Here is a 5,880-nt window from a genome sequence, read left to right as displayed (position 1 = left end):
CGCCCTAGTTTTATTTAATGGCCACGGTTTTGTGTTTCACACTAATCTGATGCCATGTTGTCTGAGCGAGTTTAATTGCAACCAGACTCATAAAAACACAGCTCATCGCTGATTGAGCCGGCTTGGTGAGTGACAACATACCGCAACTGAGTAGCGGTATTTTTTGTTAGTGATTAGCACTTACTTCTAACTCCTAACTCCTAACTCCTAACTCCTAACTCCTTAGTGATTAGTGATTAGTGCTTGCAGATAGTGCTGAGGGTTAACTAAATACTGGCTCAATAACGCTATTTGTCAGCTGTTTTTTTACTGGGCGCGGTAAGCCTAATGCTGCCTCAATTGTTGGCTGGGGTTTACCCAGTAAATAGCCTTGGGCGTAATCAATTTGGTAGTGCTTGACCATATTTAGCACCTTGTCAGAATCCACAAATTCAGCCACGGTTTGAATATGCATTTTGCGAGCAAACTCAGATACGGTTTCAACTAAATGTTGGGCTTTTTTATCATGATCTAGGTGACGGATAAGCGAGCCATCAATCTTAATGATATCCACATCTAAGCTGAGTAAATGACTAAAGTTAGAATAACCAGCTCCAAAGTCATCAATGGCTATTTTACAGCCAAAAGGTTTTACTTTTGCAATGAAGTCTTTTACTAATTGGTAGTTGGTGATCTCATCACTTTCAAGTAATTCAAAGGTTAATCTTTGCGCCACCCCAGAGTATTGCTTCAGTAAATTAAGCAGCTGATTCACTTGTTCAGGTAGGGCAATATCATCGATAGAGATATTGACTGAAAACTCGTAGGGCTGTAGATGAAATAATGCAAAAGATTTTGTTAGCATACTCTGCATCAATAGTGGGTAAATACGCGATTGCACGGCGGTTTTCATAAACATTGCAGGCGTTAAATAATCGCCATCAGCTTGTTTTATTCGCATTAAACATTCAAATTTCGGGGCGCTATTGCCATCCAGTGGCTGGATTAATTGTACAAAGGGCACTACGGCATCATTTTGTATTGCCAGCGCCAACATACGGCTTTGCTGCATGTTGTGTTCAAAAGCTTGTGGGTTGACCATTGATAAAGAAAACAGCTGATAACGCTGAAACTGTTTAAGGGCAATTCTTCTGGCTAAATCAGCATGTTGATGCAGTTGTGAGTAATTACTATCAATACAGTGGGCTCCACCGGCGCTGAGGTTAACATATACCTCGTTGCCATCTATGGTGATGGCATGTTGAGTGACATCATCAATAATGGCTTCTGCTAGTTGTTGTAAGTGCAGATCTTCAACTTGATTGCTAAGGGTGACGACAAACTCGTTAGCGCCGGTTTTGTAAACCGTGTGCTGACTAGCGGCAGCGACGATCCGCTTGGCAATAACTTTGATAGTCGCATCGCCAGTTTTTACCCCGTAAAAATCATTTATTTGGCCAAACTGATTAATGTTAAAGGCAATTAAAGAGTGCGCAGTTTTGCCTGCTAAATCTGCGTAAAGCTTTTTGCGGTTAGGCAAGCCTGTAAGATTATTAAAATAAGCCTCGGTATACAGATTAGTATTTTGCTGCTCAATTTTATTAAAACTGGTGACCAAGGACTGACGCATTAATTCGAAGTCTTCGGCCAGTTGTTGAATTTCATCTTGGCTATTTATGTAAAGTTTTTGGTTTAAATTACCCTTAACGATTCTTTGGGTCCAACTGGTCAGTATTAGAATGTCTTTGGTGACAATTTTACCGACGCGCATAAACAACCAGCTAGCGACAGCAATCAGCCCCAGCAAAAGCAACAACTGAAAAAACAGTATATTTAATAGTTCAGTGCCATAAAGCTTTACTTGAATCGACGCACCATAAAAGCCTTTTAATTGACCTCGGTAGACAATAGGCTGCATCAACTGGCTAAAACCTAGTACCCATTCAGCTTGTTGGGTACGGGCGGTTTCTATTTTACGCATATTACGTGGGCGTTTTTTTACCTGTAATTGCCCAGTAAGCGCTTGTTGTTGTGCCTTGGGAATTAATTGCGCCCATAAGCCCTTCATAAAGTAATCTTCAGAGCTAGCAAAGCCAAGTTTTGAGGCTCTATCTTGTTGGATGGTTTCATTCTGACGGCGGTGATGCAAACTGACTAATTGGCCGTTTTTATCCAGCACCGCAAAATCAGACAAGGTAATTTGAAATAAGCTGTTTTGTTTTTTATCGATGCGGGTAGTCGCTTGAGAAAAAAAACGCTCAATGGTCGCTGAGATTTGTTGTTGCTGGCTTGCTATGTTGTCAAAATCAATTTGTTCACTGGCTAGCAGTAAGTGCATGTTATGCAAGGTGTCACTAACCGAAAGCTTTATCAATTGGCGGCTTTGATGCAGTTGATAGCCAAAAAACACCACTTGTACACAAATAAGGATCAACATGTTGCTGATCATCAGTTTACGGTGAAAGGGCATTTTTAAATGCAGTAACCAATATAAAAAAGGCTCTAATACACAAAATAGTAAAAATGCCCCCACAATCGATAGAGTAAATAGCTGCACTGTGGTGGCAATCTTGGGCCAGTCAAACACGTGTAACACAGAGTTGGTATCACCCCAAGGGTTACTGGCTGTGTTAGGGGTATTCGGGTCTAAAATCCAAATCGGTGTCGGCTGTCCATCGAGATGCAGTACCAGTTTATATTCAATGTCACCGGGATGAATGGAAAGATCATATTGCCACTGGTTAGCAGAGACTTGCTGCATTTGATAATAAGGGTCGTCACTATACCAGTCAGAAAAACTGCCACTGACAAAAACCTTATTCACTTTAGCATCAGGGCTAAGACCATAATCTTGATTGAGGGCGTCAGAGAGCGGCAAGGTTAGCGTGATGCGATAAGGGCTTAACGCATCTGTAGTCATTGCATTAATTAGCCAAGTTTGAATCGGCCACAAACAGACTAGTGCAACCAAAATGCCCAGCCTCATTTTCCATTTATGTAAATAATGAGCAACTATACTCACAGACACGACCTTGTATCTTAAAAAAGTAACTACAGATGACTATATTACTTAGCCTTTGGTAAGCAATATGAGCTGCAATTTCACAGAGGTCAACAAATAGCAGTATAAAAAATGCCTTAAACAGTGTTCGGAAAAATCACCAATGATCGCAAGCCCTTATGAGGCCAGAGTTTGGGCTTAAAATAACTGATGTAACATGTTTAACACACTTGTATGAAAAATAACACCTTGGCCAGTTCAGTCTCACATCAAGGTGCTAATTTGTGAAGCTCAGCAAATAAGCTGTCTAGCAGATATAGCTTATTTTGCGTATAATAAGCTATATCTGTTTCTGCAATAAAAGTGCTATTTAAGCCACTTAAAGGCAGACAATCATTCATTTAAAGAGAACTCACCATGAGCAATATCCCACCATGTCCAAAATGTGAATCAGCCTACGTATACGAAGATGGCTCACAACTAGTTTGTCCAGAATGTGCTCATGAATGGAACCCAAACGAAGAAATCGTTGATCCAGATGCAATCATCCTAAAAGATGCAGTAGGTAACCTACTTGCAGAAGAAGACAAAGTGACGCTGATTAAAGACCTTAAAGTAAAAGGTTCTTCATTAGTGCTTAAAGTTGGTACTAAAGCGGTTATCAAACGTTTTGTTGATGCTGACCATGATATTGACTGTAAAGTTGATGGTCACGGCCAAATGATGCTCAAATCAAAGTTTGTTAGAAAGCAAAACTAAATCGCTTTTTAATTGAGTTTGAAAAAAACCTGCCAAGTGCAGGTTTTTTTATGGCCGGCAGTTCAGTTGCCACCGCCTCATTGGAATCGAGAAAGTTATTGATTGGGATTGATAAAAGTTGTTTGAACTAGCCAAAGAAAAAGGGCTTAACCTTGCGGTTAAGCCCTTTTAGAATTTGGTGGAGGCGGCGGGATTTGAACCCGCGTCCAGAAAGCCTACATCCAAGGCGCTACATGTTTAGTCTCTCTTTTGGTTAACCAAGTACACTCCGAAAGACAGGATTGCAATTGGCGAGTCCGATACTATTTCGCGGTTCACCCTCGGACGGAGTTCCCTCGCTATCAAATGTAATATGACCATCTTGAATCCCTGCCCATTTGAGAGACGTGGGTAAGATGGCTAGCTAGCCTAAGCTGCTAGAGAGTAGTTAGAGTCGTTAGCAACTATAACAGTGCGGCTTTTTACGAGGCCAACCGCCCCTCGACATGCTCCCAGGGTTTCGTGAATCCTGTCGAATCCAGAATCGCCCCCAAAGTTTGTTGATTGTATCGGGTAAATACTAAAATACCTAATGTATTTGACCACAGTTACAATCGTTTGTTCATTATCCGTCCAGTCTCGACTTCTTCATTACTCGAGATTGTTCAACTTTCCACTCACGTTCTTTAGTGTCTTGGCGTTTATCGTGATCTTTTTTACCTTTACCGAGTCCTATTTCCACCTTTACCCAAGCGCTTTTGCGCCAGTAAAGTGACAATGGCACTAAGGTGTAGCCTTGACGCTCAATTAAGCCTTCAAGTTTATCAATTTCACTGCGCTTTAATAACAGCTTTTTAGTACGCACTGGGTCGCAAACTACATGGGTGGTTGCAGTGTTAAGTGGCTGAATGGTACAGCCATGCATAAAGGCTTCACCGTTTTTAATAAAAACGTAGCAATCTGCGAGGGTCACTTTACCCATACGCAAAGATTTTACTTCCCAGCCTTGAAGCTCTAAACCGGCTTCGACTTTTTCTTCGATTTTAAATTCAAAGGTGGCGCGCTTATTACGTGTAATCGTAGCGGGCGGATTCTTTGATTTTTTTGAATTCTTTTTTACCATAATCGCGTGTGATACCCGCTGTTATCCCATTTAAAAAACTCTGCTTACTCGTTGACGTGTGGCAGAGATGGGGGAGAGAGAAAACTAATCTGTGGATTATACCCAAACGGCTTAAAGATGCGAGTACATTCATCAAGCTGTAATGGATGCGTTTTCTTGGGAGCATGTTAAAATCGACTCATTGTTAATATGAGTGTTGTTTTTCATGCCAAAAATTTCAAAAAGTGTACTGGTTCGATTTAGTGCAATGCAGATGTATGATCTGGTTAATGATGTGGAGTCATATCATGCATTTTTACCCGGCTGTGTGGGTGGGAAAGTGCTGGAGTTTGATGGACAAACTATGGTGGCGTCGGTTGATGTCTCTAAAGCTGGGATCCGTAAAACCTTCACCACTCGTAACCAAGTGGTGCCAGGTAAAACGATTGAGTTAAGGCTTGAGAATGGCCCTTTTAAACATTTAGACGGTTTATGGCGCTTTACCGAGTTAACGGACGATGCCTGTAAAGTTGAATTTGATTTAAATTTCGATTTTTCAAATCCATTAGCTGATTTGGCCTTTGGTAAAGTGTTTAAAGATCTGATGAATTCAATGGTGACGGCATTCACTGAAAGAGCCAAGGTGATTTACAATGACAAATGATGTTGAAACATTTGCGGTGGATGTGATTTATGCGCTACCGACTCAGCAAAAAATTATTAGCGTGAATGTGCTGCCTGGCACCACATTTATTGAGGCGGTAAAGCAAAGCAATATTGTCAGCTTTTTTCCAGAAATTGATTTAGCCAAGGTGAAGCTAGGGGTGTTTAGCCGTCAGGTCAAGCATGATGAAGTATTGGTGTCCGGTCAACGAATAGAAATATATCGGCCATTAATTGCAGATCCTAAAGATGTGCGTCGCAAGCGTGCTGAAAAAGCCAAAGAAGAAGGCCGCAGCAATAAGATAACGGGTGCAAAAGTTAACTGATTTGAACTAAAAGCGGTCATGTATTACTGCTATTACATAAATAAAAACGGAGGAGACTGTAACTAATTTTG

5 protein-coding genes and 1 other RNA gene are annotated in these 5,880 nt (G+C 41.1%); 3 read left to right on the top strand and 3 right to left on the bottom strand.

Annotated elements, in window-relative coordinates:
- Nucleotides 1–262 precede the first annotated feature (262 nt).
- Nucleotides 263–3,001 (bottom strand): EAL domain-containing protein, encoded by a 2,739-nt coding sequence (locus AB4140_RS03415; protein WP_133126442.1) that lies wholly within the window; start codon nt 2,999–3,001, stop codon nt 263–265.
- A 396-nt stretch (nt 3,002–3,397) separates the two neighbouring features.
- On the opposite strand from AB4140_RS03415, the gene AB4140_RS03410 reads away from it, so the two are divergent.
- Nucleotides 3,398–3,739, top strand: a complete 342-nt coding sequence (locus AB4140_RS03410; protein ID WP_076542642.1) for a zinc ribbon domain-containing protein YjdM — start codon at nt 3,398–3,400, stop codon at nt 3,737–3,739.
- A 176-nt stretch (nt 3,740–3,915) separates the two neighbouring features.
- On the opposite strand, the gene ssrA is transcribed toward AB4140_RS03410, so the two are convergent.
- Both ssrA and smpB read right to left on the bottom strand, forming a co-directional pair.
- Nucleotides 3,916–4,270: a transfer-messenger RNA gene (gene ssrA, locus AB4140_RS03405) on the bottom strand.
- A gap of 73 nt (nt 4,271–4,343) precedes the next feature.
- Entirely contained in the window at nt 4,344–4,841 is a 498-nt protein-coding gene (gene smpB / locus AB4140_RS03400; RefSeq protein WP_076542647.1) for an SsrA-binding protein SmpB, read from the bottom strand.
- 205 nt (nt 4,842–5,046) lie between these two features.
- Here smpB and AB4140_RS03395 point away from each other — a divergent pair, with 205 nt between their 5' ends.
- Both AB4140_RS03395 and AB4140_RS03390 read left to right on the top strand, forming a co-directional pair.
- Nucleotides 5,047–5,484: a type II toxin-antitoxin system RatA family toxin gene (locus AB4140_RS03395; protein WP_102440491.1), complete on the top strand. Its 438-nt coding sequence runs from the start codon at nt 5,047–5,049 to the stop codon at nt 5,482–5,484.
- The gene (locus tag AB4140_RS03390) at nt 5,474–5,809 is read left to right on the top strand and encodes an RnfH family protein (protein WP_102440492.1); all 336 of its coding nucleotides are present in this window, start codon (nt 5,474–5,476) and stop codon (nt 5,807–5,809) included. Before AB4140_RS03395 ends, AB4140_RS03390 begins: the two co-directional genes overlap by 11 nt.
- The last annotated feature ends 71 nt before the right edge of the window (nt 5,810–5,880 follow it).

This window comes from Shewanella sp. 10N.286.51.B2 (assembly GCF_041469265.1).
Taxonomy (GTDB): Bacteria; Pseudomonadota; Gammaproteobacteria; order Enterobacterales; family Shewanellaceae; genus Shewanella.
The sequence above is the reverse complement of the archived record's forward strand: the minus strand, read 5'-3'. Positions and strand labels throughout refer to the sequence as shown.

What these genes read in the sequence shown, in the direction of transcription:
- AB4140_RS03395 (WP_102440491.1), top strand. Translation starts at nt 5,047, where the DNA reads ATGCCAAAAATTTCAAAAAGTGTACTGGTTCGATTTAGTGCAATGCAG.
- AB4140_RS03390 (WP_102440492.1), top strand. Translation starts at nt 5,474, where the DNA reads ATGACAAATGATGTTGAAACATTTGCGGTGGATGTGATTTATGCGCTA.
- AB4140_RS03410 (WP_076542642.1), top strand. Translation starts at nt 3,398, where the DNA reads ATGAGCAATATCCCACCATGTCCAAAATGTGAATCAGCCTACGTATAC.
- smpB (WP_076542647.1), bottom strand. Translation starts at nt 4,841, where the DNA reads ATGGTAAAAAAGAATTCAAAAAAATCAAAGAATCCGCCCGCTACGATT.